We start from the raw sequence: 21248 nt of genomic DNA on the forward strand, positions 1-21248 counted from the left end.
TTTCGACTCGCTGGCGCTCGCTCAACGACCGGGAGCGGCTCGCTCCGCTCGCCTCATCATCTAGTCGTTCTGGGGGAAGCCGAGGTTGATGCCGCCGTGGGCCGCGGGGTCCAGCCAGCGGCTCGTGACGGCCTTCTCGCGCGTGAAGAAGTCGAAGCCGTGCACGCCGTACGCCTTCGCCTCGCCGAACAGCGACTGCTTCCATCCGCCGAACGAGTGGTACGCGACCGGCACGGGGATCGGCACGTTGATGCCGATCATGCCGACCTGGATCTCGTTCTGGAAGCGGCGTGCCGCGCCGCCGTCGTTCGTGAAGATCGCGGTTCCGTTGCCGAACTGCCCGGAGTTGATGAGGTCGACGCCCTCCTGGAAGCTCTGCACGCGGACGACCTCGAGCACGGGCCCGAAGATCTCCTCCTGGTACGCGCGAGAGGTGGTCGGCACCTTGTCGATGAGCGTCGGGCCGAAGAAGAAGCCGTCCTCGTGCCCCTCGACGCGGAAGTCGCGCCCGTCGACGACGATCGTGGCGCCATCCTGCTCGGCGATGTCGACGTAGCCGGCGACCTTCTCGCGGTGCTGCGCGGTGATCAGCGGGCCCATGTCGGGCTCGACGCCGTCGACGCCGGCGCCGTTGCCGATGCGGAGCTTCGCGATCCGCTCCGAGATCTTCGCGATGAGCTCGTCGGCCACCGGCTCGACCGCGAGCACGACCGAGATCGCCATGCACCGCTCCCCCGCCGCGCCGTATCCGGCGTTGATCGCCTGATCGGCGACGAGGTCGAGGTCGGCGTCGGGCAGCACGAGCATGTGGTTCTTCGCGCCGCCGAGCGCCTGCACGCGCTTGCCGTGCTTCGACGCGGTCTCGTAGATGTACTGCGCGATGGGCGTCGAGCCGACGAACGACACCGACTGCACGCGGGGGTCGGTGAGAAGGCCGTCGACGGCGAGCTTGTCGCCCTGAAGGACCGTGAACACGCCGTCCGGCAGGCCGGCCTCCTTCCACAGCTGCGCGAGCCACAGCGCCGCCGAGGGGTCCTTCTCGCTCGGCTTGAGCACGACCGCGTTGCCGGCCGCGATCGCGATGGGGAAGAACCACATCGGCACCATGGCCGGGAAGTTGAACGGGCTGATCACGCCCACCACGCCGAGAGGCTGCTTGATCGAGTACACGTCGATGCCCGTCGAGGCGTTCTCGCTGAACGCGCCCTTGATGAGGTGCGGGAACCCGGTGGCGAGCTCGACGACCTCCTGGCCGCGCAGGATCTCGCCCATGGCGTCGGAGAGGACCTTGCCGTGCTCGGCCGTGATGATCGCGGCGAGCTCGCCCTTGCGCGCGTTGAGCAGCTCGCGGAACGCGAACAGCACGGTCTGCCGCTTCGCGACCGAGAACCGGCTCCACGTCTCGAAGCCGCGCTGCGCCGACGCGATCGCGGCGTCGATCTCGCTCTCGTCGGCGAGCGCCACCTCGGCGCTCACAGCGCCGGTCGCGGGGTTGAAGACGGGTGCGGTGCGCCCGCTCTGCGACGCTCGCGGTGCGCCGTCGATCCAGTGGCCGATGACCGTCGTGTCGGTGATGGTGCTCATGGGGTGTCCTTCGGATGGTCGGGGTCAGACGGACGCGGGGATGTCGCGGTGCACGAGGCGCGCGGCCGTGTCGACGGCCGCCGCGACATCGCCGTCGGGCGGGTAGAGGAGCGTGCGGCCCACGGTGAGGCCGCGCACGCCGGGCAGGGCGAGCGCGCCCTCCCAGGCGGCGAACGTCTCATCGGGGTCGGCGCCGGAGTCGCCGCCCAGCAGCAGGGTCGGCATGGTCGTGGCCGCCATGACGCGCTCCATGTCGTCGACGACGGGCAGCTTCATCCAGGTGTAGGCGCTGTCGGCGCCCAGCCCCGCCGCGATCGCGACGGAGAGGATGACGGCGTCGGTCGACAGGTCGTTGACGATGCGGCCGTCGCGCCACTCGCTCATGAACGGCTCGAGCATGATCGGCAGCCGCGCGGCCGCCGCCTCGTTCACGGCGCGGGCCGTGGCCTCGAGCGTCGGCGCCGTGGCGGGATCGCCGAGGTTCACGCGGATGAGGGTCTTGGCGAAGTCGATGCCCTTCGCCGCCATCGTGGCGACGTCGTACGCGCCGTAGCGGTCGTCCATCTCGAACGCCGCACCGCGCAGGCCGCCGCGGTTCATCGACCCGACGACCACCTTGTCGTCGAGCAGCCCGAGCGCCGCGAGGTCGTCGATGATGTCCGGCGTGCCGAGCACGCCGTCGACCCCCGGCCGGCCGAGCGCGATCGCGAGACGCTCGAGGAGCTCGTAGCGGTCGGCCATGGCCGTCTGGTCGGAGCCGACCGCGAGCGCGCCGCGCGCGGGGTGGTCTGCGGCCACGATGAAGAGCCGGCCGTCTCCGCGCAGCACGTCGCGGCGACGGCGGGCGGCGAACGCGGCGCCGATCTCGTCGGGCCGGTGGGCGCGGACGTCGCGGAGCCGCTCGAAGTCGGCTGCGGAGAGTGCGGTCATGTCATGCTCCCTGGAGGGTGTTCTCGACCTCGTCGGCCGTCGGCATGGCGGTCGAGCACTCGCGCCGCGACGCGACGATCGCGCCGGCGACGTTCGCGAAGCGCAGCGTGCGCTCGATGCTCCAGCCCTCGAGAAGTCCGTGGCAGAGGGCGCCGCCGAACGCGTCGCCCGCGCCGAGGCCGTTGATGACGTCGACCGCATGGACGGGGACCTCGACGACCTCGTCGCGCGTCTTCGCGAGCACCCCGCGGGGCCCCTGCTTCACGATCGCGAGCTCGACCCCGCGCTCGAGGAGGGCGTCGGCCGCCCGCTGCGGCTCGGTCTCGCCGACCGCGACCTGGCACTCCTCGCGGTTGCCGACGGCGACGGTGACCTGGTCGAGCACCTGGCCGATCTGCTCGGTCGCGAGCGCCGGGTCCTCCCAGAACATCGGGCGGTAGTCGAGGTCGAGGATGGTGTGGGTGCGGCGCTCGCGCGCGGAGAGGGCCGCGTGGTGCGCCTCGCGGCTCGGCTCCTCGCTCAGCCCCGTCGTCGTGAACCAGAGGATGCGCGCGGCGCGGACGGCGTCGAGGTCGATCTGCGCCGCGTCGACGTTCATGTCGGGCGCCTTGGGCTCGCGGTAGAAGTACAGGGGGAAGTCGTCGGGCGGGAAGATCTCGCAGAAGGTGACGGGCGTGCTCAGCGTCGGGTCGGTCGCGACGTACCGGTTGTCGACGCCGAGGCGCGTGAGCTCGCCGAGGAGGTAGCGGCCGAACGGGTCGTCGCCGACGCGCGAGACGAGGGCCGAGTCGTGGCCGTAGCGGGCGACGGCGACCGAGACGTTGGCGGCCGTCCCGCCGAGGTACTTGCCGAACGTCTCGACCTTCTCGAGGCCCACGCCGTCCTGCAGCGGGTAGATGTCGACGCCGAGGCGGCCGATCGCGAGGACGTCGGGTGAGGTGCTCATCGTCATACTCCGTTGTCGTGACTGGGCGGCTGCGCCCGCGGGTCGATCTATGTCCTGACAATATCACAAGAGCGACGGCGTGCAACAGTCAATCCGAGGTGACAAAGGTCGAGGCGGGTAAGGTTGTCGGGACATCACATCCTGACGATCGAGGAGGAGCGCAGCGATGGCAGCCGACGAGGCCGTGTGGCCGGACGAACTCTTCGCGGACCTCGATCGCACGGGGCCCGTGCCGCTCTACTTCCAGGTGTCCAGCCGGCTCGAGCAGGCCATCCGCTCGGGGGACATCCCTCCCGGTGCGCGCCTCGAGAACGAGATCGCCATCGGGCATCGGCTCGGGCTCTCGCGCCCGACCGTCCGCCGCGCGATCCAGGAGCTCGTCGACAAGGGCCTGCTCGTGCGCCGGCGCGGCATCGGCACGCAGGTCGTGCAGGGCCAGGTCACGCGGCAGGTCGAGCTCACGAGCCTCTACGAGGACCTCAAGAGCGCGCACCACGACCCGGCGACGCGCGTGCTCACGCGCGAGGTGCGCGCGGTCCCGGCCGACGTGGCCGAGCGTCTCGGCGTCGCGGCCGGCGACGACGTCCTCTACCTGCGGCGACAGCGCAGCACCGACGGCGTTCCGGTCGCCCTCCTCGAGAACTGGCTGCCGGGCGACCTCGCAGACATCTCGCTCGAGCAGCTCGAGCAGCAGGGTCTGTATCAGATCCTGCGATCGCGCGGCGTGACCATCCGGGTCGCGAAGCAGCGCATCGGCGCGCGTCGCGAGCACGGCGACGAGGCGGAGCTGCTCGACGTCGACCGGGGCGGGCCGCTCCTCACGATGGAGCGCGTGGCCTACGACGCGTCAGGGCGCGCGATCGAGTTCGGGCGGCACTGCTACCGGCCCGACATGTACAGCTTCGAGACGACGCTCGTCGCCAAGTAGCGACGAGCGTCGTCCGGCTGCGGCTCAGACCGCCGCGGGCTCCACGGCGTCGACCGCGGCCTCCGCGCCGAGCACGACGGGCTCGCGCACCGGGAGGATCGTCGGATGCACGTCCGCCATCTTCTCGAGCACGCGGACGACCTGGCACGAGTAGCCGAACTCGTTGTCGTACCAGACGTACAGCACGACGCTCTCCTCGCCGGCGACGGTCGCGAGGCCATCGACGATGCCCGCGCGGTTGCTGCCCACGAAGTCGGTCGAGACGACCTCGGGCGACTCGACGTAGTCGATCTGCTGGCGCAGCGGCGACGTGAGCGACGTCTGCCGCAGGTAGGCGTTGATCTCGTCCTTCGTGGTCGGGCGCTCGAGCTGCAGGTTGAGGATCGCGAGCGACACGTCGGGCGTGGGCACGCGGATCGCGCTGCCGGAGAGCCGGCCGGCGAGCTGCGGAAGCGCCTTCGCGACGGCCTTCGCAGCGCCCGTCTCCGTGATGACCATGTTCAGGGCCGCCGAGCGCCCGCGACGGTCGCCCTTGTGGAAGTTGTCGATGAGGTTCTGGTCGTTCGTGTACGAGTGGACCGTCTCGACGTGCCCGTGGCGGATGCCGAAGGCCTGATCGACCGCCGCGAGGACCGGCGTGATCGCGTTCGTCGTGCACGACGCCGCCGAGAGGATGCGGTCCTCGGGCGAGATGTCCTCGCTGTTGATGCCCGACACGATGTTCTTGATCGTGCCCTTGCCGGGCGCCGTGAGGAGCACGCGCGAGACGCCCGTCGCGCGGAGGTGCTGGCCGAGCCCCTCCTCGTCGCGCCAGCGGCCCGTGTTGTCGACGACGATCGCGTCGGAGATGCCGTACTGCGTGTAGTCGACGGCCGCAGGGTCGTTCGCGTAGATGACCTGGATGAGCGTGCCGTTCGCGAGGATCGTGTCGTTCTCCTCGTCGATCTCGATCGTCCCCGCGAAGGGGCCGTGGACCGAGTCGCGGCGCAGGAGGCTCGCGCGCTTCTTGAGGTCGTCCGCCGACCCCCGTCGCACGACGATCGCCCGCAGACGCAGGCCCGAGCCGTCGCCCTGGTGTGCGATGAGGATGCGCGCGAGGAGGCGCCCGATGCGCCCGAAGCCGTACAGCACGACGTCGGTGGGCTTCGATTCGCGGGCCGTGAGCACCTCGGCCAGCTCCTCGCGGAGGAAGTCGACGAGCTCGTCGGTCGCGTAGGAGCCCCCGCGCGCGTCGAAGCGCGCGACGAGACGCGCGACGTCGATCGAGGCCGGGCCGGGCCGGAGCGTCTCGAGCGCCTCGAGCACGGCGTAGGTCTTCTCGGGCCGCAGCACCTCGTCACCGACCTTGCGCGTGTAGCGGTGGGTGCGGAGGATCTCGACGGGCGAGATGTTCAGCAGGCGGCGGCCGTGGATGGATGTGACGATGCCGAGCTCGCGGTACAGGCGGCCGATGAGCGGGATCATCCGCTCGGCCAGCTCCTCTCGGGCGATCCACTCGACGCGACGTGCTTCGAACTGCTGGCTCACGCTGGCTCTGTCTCCTTCGGTCGGCGGGCCGCTGTGCCCGCGCTGCTCGTGGCGACTCCAGGCTATGCGCAGTGATCCGGGTCTTTGCGGCCAGTCGATGACGCAAGAACCGCAGTTCTTTCCGAATGCGCAAGCTGGAAGGCGATGAGCGCGATGGCGGCCGACACCGCCATGACGATGCCGCAGGGGACCGCCGTCGTCTCCCCGCCGAGGCCGACGAGGGGCGAGACGAGCGCGGCGAGGCCGAACTGCAGCGCGCCGAGCACGGCCGATGCGAGGCCGGCCGCACCGGGAGCCGCCGCCTGCGCGAGGGCCGTGGCGTTTCCGAGGACCAGCCCGAGCGGCGCGACCGCGACGAACACGGCCACCGCGAGGAGGGGCGCCGGCGCGCCGGCGACCGCGATCGCGAGGAAGAGCACCGCACCCGCGAGCGAGCCGGTCAGGCCCCACCCCAGGAGCCGGCGTGGCGCGACCCGGTCCGCGAGCCGCGCCGAGAGCGCGCTCGTCGCCATGAGAGCGAGTGCGTTGACGCCGAAGAGCAGTCCGTACTGCACCTCGTCGAAGCCCATCATCGTCTGGTAGAGGAACGGCGACGCCGAGATGTAGGCCATCATGACCGCGAAGGCGAGCGCGAACGCGAGCGCGTGGCCGAGATAGCCCCGCGTGCGCAGAGCCCGCGCGCCCGTGGCCGCGCCGGGAGTTCGGCGGGCGCGCGCTGACGCCGGATGGGTCTCGCGCACCACCACGAGCACGGCCAGGAGCATCGCGACCGCGATCGCGAGCACGACGGCGAGCACCCCGCGCCAGCCCAGGGGCGCCGAGATGAATCCGCCCACGAGCGGAGCGATCACGGGGGCGACGCCGCCGACGATCATCATGAGGCTGAAGGCGCGTGCCGCTGCGGGTCCGGTCGCGAGGTCGGAGATGACCGCGCGGCCGAGCACCATGCCGGCCGCCCCCGCGAGCCCCTGCACCACACGCGCGGCGATGAGGATCTCGAGGGTCGGGGCGACGACCGCCGCGGCGCTCGCGACCACGAGCGCGATCGCGCCCGCGAGGAGCGGTCCGCGCCGCCCGAACCGGTCGGAGAGCGGGCCGAAGAGGAGCTGCCCTGCCGCCACGCCGACGAGGAAGCCCGTGAGGGTGAGCTGGGCGCCGGTCGCGTCGGCGCCGAGCTCGGCCGCGAGCTGCGGGAACGCGGGCAGATAGAGGTCGGTGGCGAACGGCGCCACCGCGGAGAGCAGTGCGAGCACGGCGAGCAGCCCTCCCGTGATCCCGCTCGCGCGGACGACGGCGCCGGGCGCGGCGATGGTTCCCGTGGTCATGTGATTCCTCCAGATAGTTATGCATACATAACTATACCGCCCGATAGCCTGAACGCATGCCCGACGACGTCCCGACCCGCGCCGCCCTCGCCGACCTGGCGGACGCCGTCCTCACCCTCGCGCGCGAGCTCGACCTCCGCGTCGGCGAGGATCCTGAGATCATCCCGCTCACCGCGACCGCGCGGATGGTGCTGCGGTTCGTCCATCACCATCCGGGCGTCTCACCCAGCGGGATCGCCGACCGGCTCGCGCTCAAGCGCCCCAATGTGAGCGAGGCCCTGCGCCAGCTCGAGCGCCTCGGCCTCGTCAGCCGCTCGCGGCCTGCCGGCGACGGCCGCGGCGTCGTCGTCGCGATCACGCCGCTCGCGGAGGCGAACCTCGAGCGGCTGCGGCGGGTCTGGGCACGCGCTCTCTCCCCGGCGGCCGACCTCGACGTGGCCATGCTCACCGACACGATGAGCGCGCTCGCCGACGAGGTCGCGCGCGATCGCCGCGAGGCCGACGACCGCTCGTGACGCGGCGTGGGCAGTTCTGCCCTCTCTCACCGCGGGCAGTGATGTCGACGTCTGTAGGCTGAGAGCGACGTTCGCCGATGACATCGGCCTTTTCCCCAGAGGAGACGACCAGATGCTTGACGACTCGAGCCAGGCCGGGCTCTCTGCTGTGATCCGCCCCGACGGATCCGCCGAGCTCACCGTCGACGAGACGCCGCAGCAGATCACGACGACGCTCGTCGAGGATGCGCGCCGCGAGATCGTGCGCCGGGCCGCCGAGATCGCCGCGATGCTCTCCGGCCCCGTGCACGTGACGGTGCACGAGCCCGACGGCGACTGGCCGCTCCTCGTGCACCCCGACGGCCGCGTCGATTCCGACGAGGGCGCCGCCGAACCTGCCCCCGCGGGCGGCGAGACCGCCGATGACGACCTCCTCGCCGCCGACACGCAGATCGTGACGCGCATCCCCGTGACGTTCGAGCCCTCGCCGCAGCAGGCATCCGCGCCCGCCCCGACTCCTGCACCGGCTCGGGCTCCCGCGCGCGCGGCGGGTCAGCCCGGGCCCATGCGCACGGGGTCCGCCCCGCAGCCCGCGAGCGCCGCGCCGCAGCCCCCGAGCACTCAGGCGCAGCCCGCGAGCGCGCCGGCCGACGGCGGCGCGCAGCGCCCGTCGTTCCTGGCCCCTGAGCGCATCGAGGAGCCCGCGACCCGCGGATGGCGGGGCGCGCTCGTGCGCGCGGGCATGCGGGTTCCGCCGGGGTCGGCGGAGCGCGCCGAGCGCGAGGACCAGGCCGCGGTCTCGCAGCACTGGGCGGGGCCCCGCACGATCGCCGTCGTCAACGGCAAGGGCGGCTCGGGCAAGACGCCCACGACGATCCTCACGGCGGCCGTCTTCGCGCGCTTCGGCGGCGCCGGCGTGCTCGCGTGGGACAACAACCAGACGCGCGGCACGCTCGGATGGCGCACCGAGCAGGGGCCGCACGAGTCGACGCTGCACGAGCTGCTGCCCGAGACCGATCACCTGCTCTCGTCGAGCGCGCAGTCGGCCGATCTCGCCCGCTTCGTGCACCACCAGACCCGCGACCGCTTCGATGTGCTCCGCTCGCAGCCGATGGCCCTCGCCGAGCAGCAGCGCATCGACGCGGCAGACGTCGACCGCATCCACGCCGTCGCGGCGAAGTACTACCGCCTCATCGTCATGGACTCGGGCAACGACGAGTCGGACCCCGTGTGGCTGCAGATGATCGACCACACCGACCAGCTGGTCGTCGCGACGACGTCGCGCGCGGAGCACGCCGAGGCCGGCGCCCTGCTGCTCGAGGCGCTCGCGATGCGCGACGAGCGCTCGGCGCGCCTCGCGCGGAACGCCGTCGCGGTCGTGAGCCAGGCCGACCCGAACGCGCCGTCGAGCGAGCACCGCAAGGTGGTCGACGGATACCGGGCCCTCGCGCGCGACGTCGTGAGCATCCCCTACGACCCGGCGATGATCGGCGGCCTGCTGCACTACGGCGCCCTGAAGCCCGCGACGCAGCGCGCGTGGCTCTCGGCCGGTGCGGCGATCGCGCGCGGCTTCGACGCGACGTCCGCATAGGCCCCGTCTAGTTGTACCCGGCCATGAGGTTGGTCCCCTCGTTGGGATTGTGAATGGGGAGGACCTCCGGGCTTAGTGGAGATATCTGACGTCTTCACGAAGCACACGGAGGTCCCATGGCCCACGCTAACGCCCGTCTGACCGTTCATGGCAGGCGGTTGATCATTGAACGTGCCCGAGCCGGCTGGAAGCAGGCGCACATCGCCGCGGCGATGGAAGTCTCACGTCGTTGCGTGAAGCGCTGGATCGAGCGTTACCGCGCCGAGGGCGAGGCTGGGCTGGTCGACCGTTCCTCGCGTCCGCACACCAGCCCGACGCGTACGAGTCCCGGGCGCGAGGAGGCAGTGCTCGAGCTGCGCCAGAGGGAGCGCATCGGGCGTGAGGAGATCGCCGCGCGACTGGGCATGTCGGCTCGGACGGTCTCGCGCATCCTCGCCCGTCACGGCATCCCGCCGCTGCGGGCACTGGATCCGATCACGGGGGAGGTGATCCGCGCGTCGAAGACCACCGCGGTCCGTTACGAGCGGGACCGGGCCGGCGAGCTGGTCCACATGGACGTGAAGAAGCTCGGCAAGATCCCCGACGGCGGCGGCTGGAAAGCACACGGCCGCGCCAGCGGATCCATCCTGCGAGACCGGAACACGAAGGTCGGGTACGACTATGTCCACTCCCTCGTCGACGATCACTCCCGGCTCGCGTACTCGGAGGTCCTGCCCGACGAGAAGGGAGCCACCTGCGCGGCGTTCCTGGAACGCGCGATCGCCTACTTTGCCGCCCACGGCATCCCCCACATCGAGCGGCTCATCACCGACAACGCCTGGGCCTACAGGTTCTCGCTGCGCGAGGTCTGCGCCGCGCACGGGATCCGGCAGAAGTTCATCAAGCCGCACTGCCCCTGGCAAAACGGCAAGGTCGAACGCTTCAACCGCACCCTGCAGACCGAATGGGCCTACCGGCACGTCTTCCTCACCAACACAGACCGCACCGCAGCGCTTGCACCCTGGCTCGAGCACTACAACACTGGACGGCGCCACTCAGCCCTCGGAGGCCACCCGCCGACCACCCGACTGGCACCAACGTGATGACCCGGTACAGCTAGAGCCGCACGACCTCGGTCACGCGGACGATCGCGGTGCCGGCCTCGGCCGACGCCTCGAGGTCGACCTCGGCGCGGATGCGCCAGTCGTGGTCGCCCTCGGGGTCGTCGATCGTCTGCTCGACCCGCCAGATCGCCCCCGCTTCCTCGATCCGACACAGCGCGGGCCACCGGGAGGCGCCGCCCGTTCCGATCGACTCGTGGTCGGCGTAGTAGCGGTCGAGGGCGTGCGGCCATCCGACGTCCGGATCGAGCGCCTCGAGCTCGTCGTCCTTCTCGAGCGCCGCGAGCTGCACGCGCCGGAACATCTCGTTCCGCACGAGCACGGTGAACGCGCGCCGGTTCACCGTGACGGATGGCGGCGCCGGCGGCACGACGGAGGTCGCGTCGTCGCCGTCCGCGCCCGAGGCGAGCGCCTCCCACTCGTCGACGAGGCTCGAGTCGACCTGGCGGACGAGCTCGCCGAGCCACTCGATGATGTCGCGCAGCTCCTCGGTCCGCGCCTCGGCGGGCACGGTCTGGCGGATGGCGCGGTACGCGTCGCTGAGGTAGCGGAGCACGAGGCCCTCGCTCCGCCCGAGCTGGTACCAGTTCACGAACTCAGCGAACGACATCGCCTGCTCGAACATGTCGCGCACGACCGACTTGGGGCGCAGCTCGAAGTCGCGCACCCACGGCTGGCTCGTCGCGAACACCTCGAACGACTGCTGGAGGAGGTCGGCGAGGGGCTTGGCGTAGGTGATCTCCTCGAGGGCGCTCATGCGCTCCTCGTACTCGAGACCCTCGCGCTTCATGGCGGCGACGGCCTCGCCGCGCGCCTTGAACTCCTGCTGGGACAGGATCGCCCGCGGGTCGTCGAGGGTCGCCTCGATGACGCTCACGACATCGAGAGCGTACGAGCCGGTGCCCACGCCGTCGGCGCCGCCCTCGGGGTCGAGCAGCTCGATCGCCGCGAGCGCGAACGGCGACAGCGGCTGGTTGAGCGCGAAGTTCGGCTGCAGCTCGACGACGAGGTGGATGCGCCCGTCGGCGTCGACCTCGACGATCCCGGCCTCGCGCAGCGTGCGGAAGATCGCGAGCGCCCGACGTGCGAGCGCGTACTTCCGGTTCCGCGGCTCGTGGTTGTCGAACACGAGTGCGCGCACATTCGCGAAGACGTCTCCACCGCGGCCGATCACGTTGATGAGCATCGCGCTCGTGATCTGCAGCTGCGGCTGGAGCGCCTCCGGCTCCGCCTCCACGAGCTTGTCGAAGGTCTGCTCGCTCCACGACACGAACCCGGTCGGGGCCTTCTTGCGCTGCACGCGCTTGCGCTTGACGGGGTCGTCTCCGGCCTTGCGGAGGGCCTGCGCGTTCTCGATCTCGTGGTCGGGGGCGAGCACGACGACGTTGCCGTACGGGTCGTACCCCGCGCGGCCGGCGCGGCCCGCGATCTGATGGAACTCGCGCGCCGACAGCCGCCGCATGCGCGTGCCGTCGTACTTCGACAGCGCCGTGATCATGACCGTGCGGATGGGCACGTTGATGCCGACCCCGAGGGTGTCGGTCCCGCAGATGACACGGAGGAGCCCGCGCTGCGCGAGCGTCTCGACGAGGCGGCGGTAGCGCGGAAGCATCCCCGCGTGGTGCACGCCGATCCCCGATCGCACGAGGCGCGAGAGCGTCCTGCCGAACGCGGTCGTGAAGCGGAATCCGCCGATCGCCTCGGCGATCTCGTCGCGCTGCTCGCGGGTGGTGACCTTGACGCTCGCGAGCGCCTGGGCGCGCTCCATGGCCGCCGCCTGCGAGAAGTGCACGATGTACACGGGCGTCTCGCGCTCCTCGAGGAGCCGCTCGACGGTCTCGTGCGCCGGATGGTCGGAGTAGGAGTGATGCAGGGGCACGGGCCTCTCCGCTCCCGCGACGAGCGTCGTCTGCCGTCCGGTGCGCCGGGTGAGGTCCTCCTGGATGGCCGTCGTGTCGCCGAGCGTGGCCGACATGAGGAGGAACTGCGCGCGCGGCAGGAGCAGCAGCGGAACCTGCCAGGCCCATCCGCGATCCGCGTCGCCGTAGTAGTGGAACTCGTCCATGACGACCTGGTCGACGGGGGCATCGGCCCCCTGGCGCAGGGCCAGGTTCGCGAGGATCTCGGCGGTGCAGCAGACGATCGCGGCGTCGGGGTTGACCGACGAGTCGCCCGTGACCATCCCGACGCTCTCGGCCCCGAAGATGTCGACGAGCGCGAAGAACTTCTCACTCACGAGCGCCTTGATGGGGGCCGTGTAGTAGGTGCGGCCGCCGCGCGCGAGCGCGATGGCGTGCGCGGCGATCGCGACGAGCGACTTGCCCGTGCCCGTGGGCGTCGCGAGGACGACGTTGCTGCCCGAGACGAGCTCGATCAGCGCCTCGTCCTGCGCGGGGTAGAGGGCGAGCCCGCGCTCGGTCGTCCACGCGGTGAACGCGTCGTAGAGCGCGTCCGCATCGCCGTCGGTCGTTCGGATGCGGTCGAGCAGGGAGGAGGCCATCCCCTCGAGTCTGCCTCATCGCCCTGCAGCGCAGCTGCGCTTGCCGACCGCGAAGAGTGAGTGTACAGTCACTCACATGCCGCGCACCCTTCTCACCGCCGACGCCCGACGCCCCGACCTCGTCGACGCCGCCGTGCGCCGGTTCGCGCGCGGCGGCTACGCGGGCACGAGCGTCGCCTCGGTCGCGGCCGAGGCCGGGATCTCCGCCGCGTACGCGTTCAAGCTCTTCCCGCGCAAGGAGCAGCTCTTCGCCGCGGCCGTCGATCGGTGCTTCGACCTCGTCGTGGATGCCCTCGAACGAGGCGCCGACACGGCACAGGGAGAGGACGCCGACGCGGTGCTCGACGCCATGGGCGGCGCCTACGCCGCGCTCATCGCCGACCGCGACCTCCTTCTGCTCCAGGTGCACGCGCAGTCCGTGGCCGAGATCGCCGAGGTCGGCGCCGCGCTCCGCCACGGGCTCGGCCGCGTCGCCGAGCTCGCCGCCGAGCGCTCGGGCGGCACTCCCCCGCAGGTGCAGCGGTTCGTCGCCTACGGCCAGCTGTGCCACCTCGTCGTGACCGCGGGCCTCGACGATGTCGACGCCGACTGGGCTCACGCGCTGACGGCGGGCATCCGACACCCCTGACCGCTCCCTTCCTTCCAACCGCCACCGATCAGTGAGTGATTGATCACTCTACAAAGGAGAACCCATGAACACCTCCCCCTCTGTCCTCGTCACGGGCGTCACCGGCGCGACCGGGTCGGCCACGGCCCGCGCCCTCGCCGCTCGCGGCATCGCCTACCGCGGCTTCACCCGCCGAGACGGTGCCCCTCTCCCCGGCGACGGCACCGTCGTCCGCGGCGACTTCGACGACCGCGAGGCGGTCGCGCGGGCGCTCGAGGGGGTCGGCGCGGCCTATCTCGTGACGCCCTCGACCGAGCGCGCCCAGGACCAGCAGCTCGCGTTCCTCGACGCCGCACGTGAGGCGGGCGTCGCGCACATCGTCCTGCTGTCGCAGTTCGCGGCGGCGGAGGACTCCCCCGTGCGCTTCCTGCGCTATCACGCCGTGGTCGAGGCCGCGCTGCGCGCGTCGAGGATGGCCTCGACCGCCCTGCGGCCGAACCTCTTCATGCAGGGCCTGCTCGTGTACCGCGACCTCATCCGCGCGCAGGGGATCGTGCCCGCGCCGATCGGCGACGCCCGCGTGAGCGCCGTGCACGTCGACGACATCGGAGCGGTCGCCGCGCACGCCCTCGTGTCCGAGACGGGCCTGGGCGTGCTCGACCTCACCGGGCCCGCCGCGCTCACGCACGCCGAGATGGCGAGCGCGCTCGCGCGTGCGGCCGAGCGCGACATCCGCTTCGTCGACGTCCCCGCGCCGGCGTTCGCCCGGTCGCTCGAGGGGCTCCTCCCCGCGTGGCAGGTGGAGGGCCTCCTCGAGGACTACGCGCACTACGCCGCGGGCGAGGCCGAGCGTGTCTCACCCGACGTCGAACGCGTCACGGGTCGCCCCGCGCGCCCGTTCGCGGCCTTCGCGGCGGAGGCGGCGCCGCTGCTGCGGTGACGCCGCCCCGCGGCGGTCAGCGCGACGTCTCGCGCGCGATCGCGGCGACGAACGCGTCGACGTCGTCCTCGGTGGTGTCGAAGCTGCACATCCAGCGCACCTCGCCGACCGACTCGTCCCAGTCGTAGAAGCGGACGCTCTCGCGCAGGCGATCGGCGACCCCCTCCGGGAGGATGGCGAACACGCCGTTCGCCTGCGTCTCGCGCGTGAACCGCACGCCGCGGATCGAGCCGTCCGCGAGGCCCGCCTCGACGCCCGCGCGCAGCCGCCGCGCCATGGCGTTGGCATGGCGGGCGTTGCGCAGATACAGGTCGCCGTCGAAGAGCGCCACGAGCTGCGCCGACACGAAGCGCATCTTCGATGCGAGCTGCATGTTCATCTTGCGGAGGAAGGTGAGGCCATCCGACGCCGCGGGGTCGAGCACGACGATCGCCTCGGCGAGCATCGCGCCGTTCTTCGTGCCGCCCAGCGAGAGCACGTCCACGCCCGCGTCGCGCGTGAAGGCGCGCAGCGGGAGGTCGAGCGCGGCCGCGGCGTTCGCGAGGCGCGCGCCGTCCAGGTGCACGCGCATGCCGAGGCCGTGCGCGTGGTCGGCGATCGCGCGGATCTCGTCGGGGGTGTAGACGGTGCCGAGCTCGGTCGCCTGCGTGATCGAGACGACGAGCGGCTGCGCGCGGTGCTCGTCGCCCCAGCCCCACGCCTCGCGGTCGATGAGGTCGGGGGTGAGCTTGCCGTCCTCGGTGGGCACCGTGAGGAGCTTCATGCCGCCGATGCGCTCGGGCGCCCCCTGCTCGTCGACGTTGATGTGCGCGGTCGAGGCCGCGATCACGGCGCCCCAGCGGGGCAGCATCGACTGCAGCGCCGTGACGTTCGCGCCCGTGCCGTTGAACACGGGGAACGCGGCCACGGGCCCGCCGAAGTGCTCGGCGAGCACCTCGTGCAGGCGGGCGGTGTAGACGTCCTCTCCGTAGGCGATCTGGTGTCCGGCGTTCGCGTCGGCGATCGCCGCGAGCACCTCGGGGTGGATGCCGGCGTAGTTGTCGGAGGCGAATCCGCGCAGGTTCGCGTCATGAATCGGGGTCACTGATCCAGCCTATTCAGGGTCGTCAGGCGAGCTCGACGACCCGGTCGTTGACGGCGGCCGCGTCGGCCGCCCACAGGTCGGCGTACGCGTCGGCGAGGCGCTCCTCGCGTCCGGCGAGAGCCGTGACGCGGAAGATCGTCGCGGCCGCGGAGGGGGCCTCCTTCGCGAAGCCGTCGGCGAGCGCGCGCGTCCACGCCTCGCTCGCGGCCTTGACCGCCGCGTAGCTCGCGCCGCCCGCGCGGGGGCGCGCGACGGCCGTGGACGAGACGATCGCGACGCGGGCGCGCGACGACGCGACGAAGGACGGCCACAGCGCGCGCGTCACGAGACGCAGCGACGTGAACGACGACTCGAGGAACCGGTGGTCCTCTTCCGATTGGCCGGGGATCCCTCCGCCTCCGCGCCATCCGCCGACGAGGTGCAGCAGCCCGTCGATCGCGCCCGCCGACGAGGCGAGCGTGCGCACCTCGCCCTCGTCCGCGAGGTCGACCTCGATCGTCTCGAAGCCCTCCCCCGCGAGCGCAGCGAGCTTCCGGGGGTCGCGCCCCACCACGATGACGCGCGCGCCGCCATCCGCGAGCCGCCGGGCCGCCGCGCGGCCGGCCGCGCTCGTGCCCCCGGCGAGGAGCACGGCGCGGCCGACCAGGGCGTCGTCAGTCATCCGTCCCGCGGATGCCCGAGGTCTGCGCGATCACGTCGCGCATCTTCTTCTCGAGCGCCTCGTAGAACATCGACAGCGGGAACTCGTCGTCCAGCACGGCGTCGGTGAAGCCGCGCGGCGGGCCCGCGAGCACCTCGTCCGGAAGGCCGCGGGCCCACTTCGAGGCGGGGTGGGGCGTCAGCACCGACCGGATGAGGTCGTATGCCGCGAGCCAGTGCACGGTCTTAGGCCGGTCGATCGAGCGCCAGTACAGGTCGTCGATCGCGTCGCCCAGGGCGACGACCGCGTCGGGGACCGCGTCCCAGTCGAACGTGAGCGCGGTGTCCGTCCAGTGGAGCGCCCCGCGCTGGTGCAGCCACGCGAACAGCAGCTGGCCGCCGAGCCCGTCGTAGTTGCGCACGCGGCTGCCCGTGATCGCGAACCGGAAGATCCGGTCGAAGATCACCGCGTACTGCACGAGCCGCGCGTGCTCGAGCGTCTCGGCCTCGACCGCGGAGAGCTCCTCGGCGCCCGTGAGACGCCGCTGGATGGCGACGCACTCGCGGAAGGCCGTGAGGTCGCAGCGCAGCTCCTCGAGCGAGTAGAGGAAGTACGGCATCCGCTGCTTGATCATGAACGGGTCGAACGGCAGGTCACCGCGCATGTGGGTGCGATCGTGGATGATGTCCCACATGACGAAGGTCTGCTCGGTCAGCTGCTGGTCGTCGAGCATCCGCGCGGCCTCGGCCGGCAGCTCGAGCTTCGTGATCTCGGATGCCGCGCGGACGACGCGGCGGTAGCGCGCGGCCTCGCGGTCCTGGAAGATCGCTCCCCACGTGAAGGCGGGGATCTCGCGCACGGCGACGGTCTCGGGGAAGAGCACGGCGGAGTTCGTGTCGTACCCGGGCGTGAAGTCGACCAGACGCAGGCTCACGAAGAGCCGGTTGCCGTAGTCGGTCGCCTCGAGGCGCGCGATGAAGTCGGGCCAGATGACCTCGACGACGAGCGCCTCGAGATGCCGGTCGGGCGAGCCGTTCTGCGTGTACATCGGGAACACGACGAGGTGACGCAGCCCGTCGACCCGGTGCTGCTCGGGGTGGAACGCGACGAGGGCGTCGTGGAAGTCGGGAACGCCGAACCCGTCGGCGACCCAGCGGCCGAGGTCGGCGACGACCGCCTCGAGGTACGCGGCGTCGTGCGGGAAGCGCGGCGCGAGCTCGCGCACCGCGTCCTGCACGCGCTCGACCTCGGCGCGCGCGGCGTCATGCGCCGATGCGTCGGGAATCGAGCCGTCGGATGCCTGCATCGCCTGGAGCGCGATCGCGGCGTCCTTGAGACGCCGCCACGCATCCGAGGTCTCGACGCCGGGGGCTCGGCCGTCCTCGACGACCTCGGGCTCACCGATGATCGCCTTCGTGCTGTGCACCTGGCTCATGGACATGGGAACCTCCGATCTTCGAGGCTCTGGCCGCGTCGTCGCGGCGGTGGATGTCGGTCCCTCCAGGCTATGCGGCGGCGGGCGCGAATGGGCTGCGCATCCTGCGCGATCACCCGCGCGACGCGCCGGGGCCGATCATCGTTCTGCTCAGCGGCGGCCGCCGCGGCCCAGCACGAAGCCGATCGCGGTCTGGATCGCGGTGAGCCCGACGAGCAGCGCGAGGGTCGGCGCCCAGCTGCCCGTGCGCTCGGCGAGGAAGCCCGCGGCGAACGGGCCGGCGGCCGCGAGCAGGTAGCCGAGCGACTGCGCCATGCCCGACAGCTTCGCCGCCTCGCCGTGGCTGCGCGCACGCAGGCTGAGCATCGTCAGCGCCGCCACGAGCGATGCGCCCTGCGCGAGACCGAGGAGCGCGAGCCACAGGTACAGGGCGCCGGGCCACACGAGCAGGCCGAGCGTTCCGATCGCGAGCGGAGCCGTCGCCACGACCATCCCCGGGCCCTGGTCGACGCCATCGCGCAGCAGGCGCGGGATGAGCAGGCCGCCTGCGATGCCGAGGAGGAGCACGACGGAGAGGTGCAGGCCGGCCGTCGCGGCGGGCACGCCCCACGTGCCCTCGATCGTCGGCAGCCACGTGACGACGACGTAGAAGGTCGTGGACTGCAGCCCCATGTACGCCGTCGCGAGCCAGGCCGTGCCCCAGCGCCAGATGCTCGGATGGTGCGGCACGGGAACGGGATCGAGCGAGCGCGCATGCGACGAGGGGCCAGCCACCCGCGGCAGCCACGCGAGCGCGACGACGAGCGCGAGTCCGCCCCACACGACGAGCGAGAACCGCCAGTCCACGAGGTGCGCGAGCGGCACGGAGAGCGCCGAGCCTGCGCCCGCCGCGAACGTGAGGAACGCCGTGTAGAACCCGGTCGCGAGGGAGATGCGCGTCGGGTAGTCGCGCTTGACGAGAACCGGGGTGAGCACGTTGCCGACCGCGACCGCGGCGCCCACGGCGAACGTGCCGACCCACAGCCCGGCGTCGCCCGCGTAGGAGCGCACGAGCGTCGCGCCCACGAGGACGATGAGCGCGACGAGCACGGCCCTGTCGTCGCCGAAGCGCGTCGCCATCCGGTGCACGAGCGGCGACACCGCGGCGAAGGCGAGGAGGGGCAGGGCCGAGAGCAGGCCGAGCGCACCCTCCCCGAGCCCGGTCTCCGCGCCGATGCCGCCGAGGACCGGGCCGACGGCCGTGATCGCGGGGCGCAGGCAGAGCGCGACGAGGAAGACGAGAGCGGCCATCCAGCCGGTTCTGCGCATGCCCTCGTTCATCTGTGCAAATGTAGGACATCTGGCCGTCGCGCGCCAGCCGGACGCCGGCGACGCCGGTACGCTCGACGGGAGGAGGTATCGCGATGCCGCTCAACGCGCCGATCCGGCAGGCCCCGCTCGTCGTGCAGGTCACCGAGCAGTTCCGCGCGCTCATCGTGTCGGGCGCGTGGCCGGTGGGGTCGCGGATCCCGGGCGAGATCCAGCTGGCGGAGGATCTGGACGTGAGCCGCGGCACGGTGCGCGAGGCGCTGCGCGCGCTGAGCGTCGCGGGACTCCTCGAGCCGCGCGTGGGTGACGGCACCTACGTGCGCGCGTCCGACGAGCTCCCCGTGCTGCTCGCGAGAGACACGGTGTCGATCGACCACGTCTTCGAGGCGCGGGCCGGGCTCGAGGCCGCCGCCGCGCGCGCCGCCGCGGCCATCCCCGAGACCGCGGGCCCGGCGATCGAGCGCGCCCTCGTCGAGCGGATGCGCGCGCACGAGGCGGGCGACCTCGACGCCTGCGTCGCGGCCGACGCGGCCTTCCACCGGGCGGTGATCGAGGCGAGCGGCAACCCCCTGCTCGCGCGCCTCCACGAGGCGATGGCGGGGCTCGTGACCCACTCGATCGCCGAGACGAGCGCCCTCCCCGAGCCGCGCGAGGTGGGCGACGCCCATCGCGCTCTCGCCGACGCCATCGCGCGCGGAGACCGCGACGCGGCGGGCGCCCTCGCGGCGTCGCTCATCGACACCGTCCGGGCGACGGCCGCCCCGTGAGCCGCCGCTATCCGTCGACCATCGCGGCGCCCGTCGAGCACGAGCTCGTCGAGCGGAAGTCGCGCTTCATCGCCCAGGTCGCGCCGGTCTCCTCGCCGCAGGAGGCGGAGGAGGTCATCGCCGCCGCGCGCCGGCGCGCATGGGATGCCCGCCACCACTGCGTCGCGATGGTGACGGGCCTCCTCGGCGACCAGGCGCGCTCATCCGACGACGGCGAGCCGTCGGGCACGGCGGGGATCCCCATGCTCGAGGTGCTGCGACGCCGCGACCTCACCGACGTCGTCGCGGTCGTCACCCGCTACTTCGGCGGGATCAAGCTCGGGGCGGGCGGGCTCGTCCGCGCGTACTCCTCTGCCGTGTCGGAGGCGCTCGACCTCGCCGCGCCCGTGCGCCGCGAGGCGCTCACGCAGGTGACGGTCGCGGTGCCGCACGGCGACGCGGGCCGCATCGACAACCTGCTGCGCGAGTGGGCCGCGCACCACGGCGCGACGCTCGGCGAGACCTCCTATGCGACGCACGCGACCTTCGAGCTCTGGACGCCGGCCGCCGAGCTCGGCCGCCTCCGCGACGACCTCGCAGCCGCCACGGCCGGCGCCCTCGCGCCGGTCATCGGCGGAGAGCGCGTCGTCGACGTGCCCGGCCGAGGCTAGCCGCGCCAGGAGTGCTGCGGCTCGAAGCCCAGCAGGCGGCGCGCCTTCTCGATCGACAGCAGGGTCTGCGTGCCCGCGACCTCGCCGCGCACCGGCACCTCGGGGAACACCTCGGCGGCGAGCTCGGCCGAGCCCCGCGACATCACCGTGTCGGCCGCCGCGATGACGAAGTTCTCCGCGCCGACGATGCCGCTCTCGACCGCGAGGCGGCAGGCGAGCGCGCCGTCGCGCGCGTCGATGTAGCCCCACGCGTTCCACGAGCGCTCGGACGGGTCGGCGTCGAACCCCGGGAAGCGCGCGTAGTCCTCGGGATCCATCACGTTCGAGAACCGCAGGCCGAGGAAGCCCGCATCGGGGCACCAGCGGGCGAAGTGGCGGGCGAGCTCCTCGTCGACCGCCTTCCCGAGGGAGTAGGACGTCTGCGGCCGGACGGCGTACTCCTCATCGACGGGGAGGTACGGCGGAGGGGTGTCGGCGAACGACAGCCCGAGGAGGGTCTCGCTCGATGCGAACACCACGCGGCGGATGCCGGCGAGCCGTGCCGCGGAGAAGAGGTTGTAGGTGATCGCCGTGTTGTTCGCGAAGGTCGCGGCGTCGGGCAGCAGGCCGGGCGCCGGGATCGCGGCGAGGTGCACGAGCGCGTCGACGCCGCGGCCCGACCCGACGGGAAGCGCGCCGTAGTGCTCGTCGACGTGCGTGAGCACCTGGACCGCCTGCCCGTAGTCGCTGAGGTCGGCCTGCAGGAACCGCGCCCCCTCCGGCAGCGAGGCGGGCCGCACGCGGTCGACCGCGGTCACCGCGTACCCGTGCTCGGCGAAGTGCGCGACGACCGCGCGCCCCAGCTTCCCGCTGCTCCCCGTGATGACGACCCGCTGCGCTGCTGTGCCCACGG

Annotated in this window: 19 protein-coding genes; 8 read left to right on the top strand and 11 right to left on the bottom strand. The window is 72.3% G+C overall.

All coding sequences use genetic code 11. The features are described 5' to 3' along the window. Positions 1 to 60 precede the first annotated feature (60 nt). From PKE79_RS08215 to iolC, 3 genes are read right to left on the bottom strand one after another with little or no spacing between them, the layout of a single operon-like run. On the bottom strand, positions 61 to 1584 hold the full coding sequence (locus tag PKE79_RS08215) for a CoA-acylating methylmalonate-semialdehyde dehydrogenase (RefSeq protein WP_271173203.1): 1524 nt from the start codon (positions 1582 to 1584) through the stop codon (positions 61 to 63). Between the two features lie 24 nt (positions 1585 to 1608). Next, positions 1609 to 2514, bottom strand: a complete 906-nt coding sequence (locus PKE79_RS08220) for a class I fructose-bisphosphate aldolase (RefSeq protein ID WP_271173204.1) — start codon at positions 2512 to 2514, stop codon at positions 1609 to 1611. 1 nt (position 2515) lies between these two features. Continuing rightward, a complete protein-coding gene (gene iolC, locus PKE79_RS08225; protein ID WP_271173205.1) occupies positions 2516 to 3460 on the bottom strand; it encodes a 5-dehydro-2-deoxygluconokinase in 945 nt (314 codons plus the stop codon). Between the two features lie 166 nt (positions 3461 to 3626). Between iolC and PKE79_RS08230 the strand changes: the two genes are divergently transcribed. Beyond that, positions 3627 to 4388 carry a GntR family transcriptional regulator gene (locus PKE79_RS08230; protein ID WP_271173206.1) on the top strand — a complete coding sequence of 254 codons (762 nt, stop codon included), beginning with the start codon at positions 3627 to 3629 and terminating at the stop codon, positions 4386 to 4388. A 24-nt stretch (positions 4389 to 4412) separates the two neighbouring features. On the opposite strand, the gene PKE79_RS08235 is transcribed toward PKE79_RS08230, so the two are convergent. Continuing rightward, on the bottom strand, positions 4413 to 5915 hold the full coding sequence (locus tag PKE79_RS08235) for a glyceraldehyde-3-phosphate dehydrogenase (RefSeq protein ID WP_271173207.1): 1503 nt from the start codon (positions 5913 to 5915) through the stop codon (positions 4413 to 4415). 62 nt (positions 5916 to 5977) lie between these two features. Further along, on the bottom strand, positions 5978 to 7240 hold the full coding sequence (locus PKE79_RS08240) for a multidrug effflux MFS transporter (RefSeq protein ID WP_271173208.1): 1263 nt from the start codon (positions 7238 to 7240) through the stop codon (positions 5978 to 5980). A 56-nt stretch (positions 7241 to 7296) separates the two neighbouring features. Between PKE79_RS08240 and PKE79_RS08245 the strand changes: the two genes are divergently transcribed. The 3 genes from PKE79_RS08245 to PKE79_RS08255 all read left to right on the top strand — a co-directional run bounded on the left by PKE79_RS08245 (position 7297) and on the right by PKE79_RS08255 (position 10407). Further along, positions 7297 to 7755, top strand: a complete 459-nt coding sequence (locus PKE79_RS08245; RefSeq protein WP_271173209.1) for a MarR family transcriptional regulator — start codon at positions 7297 to 7299, stop codon at positions 7753 to 7755. Positions 7756 to 7867: 112 nt separating this feature from the next. Further along, positions 7868 to 9325: a MinD/ParA family ATP-binding protein gene (locus PKE79_RS08250; RefSeq protein WP_271173210.1), complete on the top strand. Its 1458-nt coding sequence runs from the start codon at positions 7868 to 7870 to the stop codon at positions 9323 to 9325. Between the two features lie 116 nt (positions 9326 to 9441). Continuing rightward, on the top strand, positions 9442 to 10407 hold the full coding sequence (locus tag PKE79_RS08255; RefSeq protein ID WP_271173211.1) for an IS481 family transposase: 966 nt from the start codon (positions 9442 to 9444) through the stop codon (positions 10405 to 10407). A 13-nt stretch (positions 10408 to 10420) separates the two neighbouring features. Here the strand turns inward: PKE79_RS08255 and PKE79_RS08260 are convergent, their stop codons facing one another. Beyond that, the gene (locus tag PKE79_RS08260; RefSeq protein WP_271173212.1) at positions 10421 to 12925 is read right to left on the bottom strand and encodes a DEAD/DEAH box helicase; all 2505 of its coding nucleotides are present in this window, start codon (positions 12923 to 12925) and stop codon (positions 10421 to 10423) included. 76 nt (positions 12926 to 13001) lie between these two features. Between PKE79_RS08260 and PKE79_RS08265 the strand changes: the two genes are divergently transcribed. Then, positions 13002 to 13553 carry a TetR/AcrR family transcriptional regulator gene (locus PKE79_RS08265; RefSeq protein WP_271173213.1) on the top strand — a complete coding sequence of 184 codons (552 nt, stop codon included), beginning with the start codon at positions 13002 to 13004 and terminating at the stop codon, positions 13551 to 13553. Positions 13554 to 13617: 64 nt separating this feature from the next. Then, a complete protein-coding gene (locus PKE79_RS08270) occupies positions 13618 to 14472 on the top strand; it encodes an NmrA family NAD(P)-binding protein (protein WP_271173214.1) in 855 nt (284 codons plus the stop codon). Between the two features lie 16 nt (positions 14473 to 14488). Here the strand turns inward: PKE79_RS08270 and PKE79_RS08275 are convergent, their stop codons facing one another. The 4 genes from PKE79_RS08275 to PKE79_RS08290 form a co-directional block, all read right to left on the bottom strand. Beyond that, entirely contained in the window at positions 14489 to 15556 is a 1068-nt protein-coding gene (locus PKE79_RS08275) for a threonine aldolase family protein (RefSeq protein ID WP_271173215.1), read from the bottom strand. A 22-nt stretch (positions 15557 to 15578) separates the two neighbouring features. After that, positions 15579 to 16217 carry an SDR family NAD(P)-dependent oxidoreductase gene (locus PKE79_RS08280; RefSeq protein WP_271173216.1) on the bottom strand — a complete coding sequence of 213 codons (639 nt, stop codon included), beginning with the start codon at positions 16215 to 16217 and terminating at the stop codon, positions 15579 to 15581. Beyond that, complete coding sequence (locus PKE79_RS08285; protein ID WP_271173217.1) at positions 16210 to 17637, bottom strand: DUF6421 family protein; 1428 nt, start codon at positions 17635 to 17637, stop codon at positions 16210 to 16212. The genes PKE79_RS08280 and PKE79_RS08285 overlap by 8 nt, the downstream gene beginning before the upstream one ends. A 144-nt stretch (positions 17638 to 17781) precedes the next feature. Further along, on the bottom strand, positions 17782 to 18951 hold the full coding sequence (locus tag PKE79_RS08290; protein ID WP_271173218.1) for an MFS transporter: 1170 nt from the start codon (positions 18949 to 18951) through the stop codon (positions 17782 to 17784). An 83-nt stretch (positions 18952 to 19034) separates the two neighbouring features. Between PKE79_RS08290 and PKE79_RS08295 the strand changes: the two genes are divergently transcribed. Further along, positions 19035 to 19706, top strand: coding sequence for a FadR/GntR family transcriptional regulator (locus PKE79_RS08295; protein ID WP_271173219.1), 672 nt, complete (start codon positions 19035 to 19037; stop codon positions 19704 to 19706). Further along, positions 19703 to 20356, top strand: a complete 654-nt coding sequence (locus tag PKE79_RS08300) for an IMPACT family protein (protein WP_271173220.1) — start codon at positions 19703 to 19705, stop codon at positions 20354 to 20356. The genes PKE79_RS08295 and PKE79_RS08300 overlap by 4 nt, the downstream gene beginning before the upstream one ends. Here PKE79_RS08300 and PKE79_RS08305 read toward each other — a convergent pair. Next, positions 20353 to 21246 (bottom strand): NAD-dependent epimerase/dehydratase family protein, encoded by an 894-nt coding sequence (locus tag PKE79_RS08305; protein ID WP_271173221.1) that lies wholly within the window; start codon positions 21244 to 21246, stop codon positions 20353 to 20355. The genes PKE79_RS08300 and PKE79_RS08305 overlap by 4 nt on opposite strands. Between the last annotated feature and the right edge of the window lie 2 nt (positions 21247 to 21248).

The sequence above is a fragment of the Microbacterium barkeri genome (genome assembly GCF_027921765.1).
GTDB classification, from domain to species: Bacteria; Actinomycetota; Actinomycetes; order Actinomycetales; family Microbacteriaceae; genus Microbacterium; species Microbacterium barkeri.

Excerpts from the sequence above, each read along its gene's own strand:
- PKE79_RS08215 (WP_271173203.1), bottom strand. The coding sequence starts at position 1,584 with ATGAGCACCATCACCGACACGACGGTCATCGGCCACTGGATCGACGGC.
- PKE79_RS08220 (WP_271173204.1), bottom strand. The coding sequence starts at position 2,514 with ATGACCGCACTCTCCGCAGCCGACTTCGAGCGGCTCCGCGACGTCCGC.
- iolC (WP_271173205.1), bottom strand. The coding sequence starts at position 3,460 with ATGAGCACCTCACCCGACGTCCTCGCGATCGGCCGCCTCGGCGTCGAC.
- PKE79_RS08230 (WP_271173206.1), top strand. The coding sequence starts at position 3,627 with ATGGCAGCCGACGAGGCCGTGTGGCCGGACGAACTCTTCGCGGACCTC.
- PKE79_RS08240 (WP_271173208.1), bottom strand. The coding sequence starts at position 7,240 with ATGACCACGGGAACCATCGCCGCGCCCGGCGCCGTCGTCCGCGCGAGC.
- PKE79_RS08245 (WP_271173209.1), top strand. The coding sequence starts at position 7,297 with ATGCCCGACGACGTCCCGACCCGCGCCGCCCTCGCCGACCTGGCGGAC.
- PKE79_RS08250 (WP_271173210.1), top strand. The coding sequence starts at position 7,868 with ATGCTTGACGACTCGAGCCAGGCCGGGCTCTCTGCTGTGATCCGCCCC.
- PKE79_RS08255 (WP_271173211.1), top strand. The coding sequence starts at position 9,442 with ATGGCCCACGCTAACGCCCGTCTGACCGTTCATGGCAGGCGGTTGATC.
- PKE79_RS08260 (WP_271173212.1), bottom strand. The coding sequence starts at position 12,925 with ATGGCCTCCTCCCTGCTCGACCGCATCCGAACGACCGACGGCGATGCG.
- PKE79_RS08265 (WP_271173213.1), top strand. The coding sequence starts at position 13,002 with ATGCCGCGCACCCTTCTCACCGCCGACGCCCGACGCCCCGACCTCGTC.
- PKE79_RS08270 (WP_271173214.1), top strand. The coding sequence starts at position 13,618 with ATGAACACCTCCCCCTCTGTCCTCGTCACGGGCGTCACCGGCGCGACC.
- PKE79_RS08280 (WP_271173216.1), bottom strand. The coding sequence starts at position 16,217 with ATGACTGACGACGCCCTGGTCGGCCGCGCCGTGCTCCTCGCCGGGGGC.
- PKE79_RS08285 (WP_271173217.1), bottom strand. The coding sequence starts at position 17,637 with ATGTCCATGAGCCAGGTGCACAGCACGAAGGCGATCATCGGTGAGCCC.
- PKE79_RS08290 (WP_271173218.1), bottom strand. The coding sequence starts at position 18,951 with ATGAACGAGGGCATGCGCAGAACCGGCTGGATGGCCGCTCTCGTCTTC.
- PKE79_RS08295 (WP_271173219.1), top strand. The coding sequence starts at position 19,035 with ATGCCGCTCAACGCGCCGATCCGGCAGGCCCCGCTCGTCGTGCAGGTC.